This is a genomic window from Saccharomonospora iraqiensis subsp. iraqiensis, from assembly GCF_000430445.1.
Classification (GTDB): domain Bacteria; phylum Actinomycetota; class Actinomycetes; order Mycobacteriales; family Pseudonocardiaceae; genus Saccharomonospora; species Saccharomonospora iraqiensis.
In genome coordinates this window covers 1-1609 of sequence record NZ_AICW01000536.1, presented here as the reverse complement: position 1 = coordinate 1609, position 1609 = coordinate 1, and the positions used below count along the sequence as shown (strand labels likewise).

Below are 1609 nucleotides of genomic sequence, written 5' to 3'. Positions count from 1 at the left end.
CACGCCCTGGAAGGCCGCACCCGCCCCGGCCAGCGCCGCACCGACGACCGCGGCGAGCAGCACGCGGGGCGCGCGCAGCTGCCACACGATCGCCGCCTCCCGCTCCGACAACGGGGACACACCCCCGGTGACCTGGGCGACGATCTCGGCGAGTACCCGGTGCCCGCCGAGCTCACCGGATCCGACGACGATCGCGAACACGGACACGGCGAGCAGGGTGAGCACGAACAGCACCACGGTCCGCACGCGCAGGCGGGTCGTCCCGGCCCGGGACGCCGGTGGGGGAGTGCCCCTCCCGGTGCCGGCCGCGGCCGGGGCACCGGGAGGGGAGGCGGTATCGGTCCGACGTCTGAGCACGGTCACCCGTCCGTCCGGCGTACCGCGTCCGAGACGGTGCGGACGAACTCGACCAGGCGCGGTCCCCAGCGGGAGGCGAGGTCGTCGTCGACGCCGACGACCCGGTCCCGCTCGACGGCGGTGAGGGTGTCCCACCCCGGCCGCTGCGCGACCGTGTCCGCATCCTGCCCGCAGCACCGGGTGTCGGCGAGCACGATCAGGTCCGGGTCGGCCTCCAGCACCCGCTCGGCGGACAGCTGCGGGTAGCCCCCGTGGGCCCCGGGGTCGCCCTGGTCGGCGATGTTGGTCATCCCAAACCGGTCGTAGACCTGCCCGATGAAGGTCGTCGAGGTCACACTGTGCAGCTGGGGACTGAGTTCGTGGTAGTAGCTCAGCTCCCCGGTCCGCTCCGGGGCCGCGGCGACGAGCTCGTCGATCTCGGCCGCCGTCTCCTCGGCCAGCTCCGCCCCGGCCCCGGCGTGGCCGGTGGCCCGGCCCACCAGCTCGAACTGGCGGTACATCCCGTCCAGCGTTCCCGGTGCGGGCAGCACCAGCGTCTCGATCCCGGTCTCGGCGAGGGAGTCGGCGAGCGTGCCGTCCCGGTCCGACTGCACGATCACCAGGTCGGGGTCGTGCCCCGCGATCGACTCGGGATCCGGGCTGAGCCCGGACAGATCGGTCCGCGGCGCCCGTTCGGGGTGGGTCGACATCTCGTCGACGGCGACCACCTGCTCGCCCGCACCCACCGCGTACAGCGTCTCGGTCGTGGACGGGGACAGGGACACGATGCGGTCGGGCCGCTGGTCCAGCGTGACCGCCGGGGCCCCCTCGGGGCGCAGTTCCACGGGAAAGTCCCCGGAGTCCCCCGCAGGGGCGGATTCGGCCGGTTCCCGTTCGGCACAGGCGGTCAGGACCAGGGACGGGACCAGCAACAGCGGCAGCAACAACCGTCTGACAGACAACATCGGACCTCGGTCTCTCGGTCCGGCGCCGGAGGCCGCGCCGGACCGCTGCCGCGGTCGCGGACGCCGCCACCTCTGCGCCGGAGGCGGATGGCGTCGGCACGGACGGGAGGCGACCTGGCTCGGGCCGTTCGGTCACACCGCGTCTCCACGGATCACCATCGGCCCATCACAGTTGCGGCACAGCGCCGGAATCCCACCGGACTTCGCTCCCGCCCGCGTCGGCCAGGACGGTACCAGGCCGGCCGGCGCCGCCTGCCGGTACTGCTCGGCGGAGGCCGCCGTCCGCCCGGGTCCCGCCGCCCCCGTGG

2 protein-coding genes are annotated in these 1609 nt (G+C 74.5%); both read right to left on the bottom strand.

The features are described from left to right. Nucleotides 1–363: iron chelate uptake ABC transporter family permease subunit (locus tag ACTIR_RS20930; protein WP_411431304.1), on the bottom strand; the 363-nt coding region annotated here is incomplete at its 3' end. After that, nucleotides 360–1301 carry an ABC transporter substrate-binding protein gene (locus tag ACTIR_RS0100315; protein ID WP_026452792.1) on the bottom strand — a complete coding sequence of 314 codons (942 nt, stop codon included), beginning with the start codon at nt 1299–1301 and terminating at the stop codon, nt 360–362. The genes ACTIR_RS20930 and ACTIR_RS0100315, both read right to left, overlap by 4 nt. Between the last annotated feature and the right edge of the window lie 308 nt (nt 1302–1609).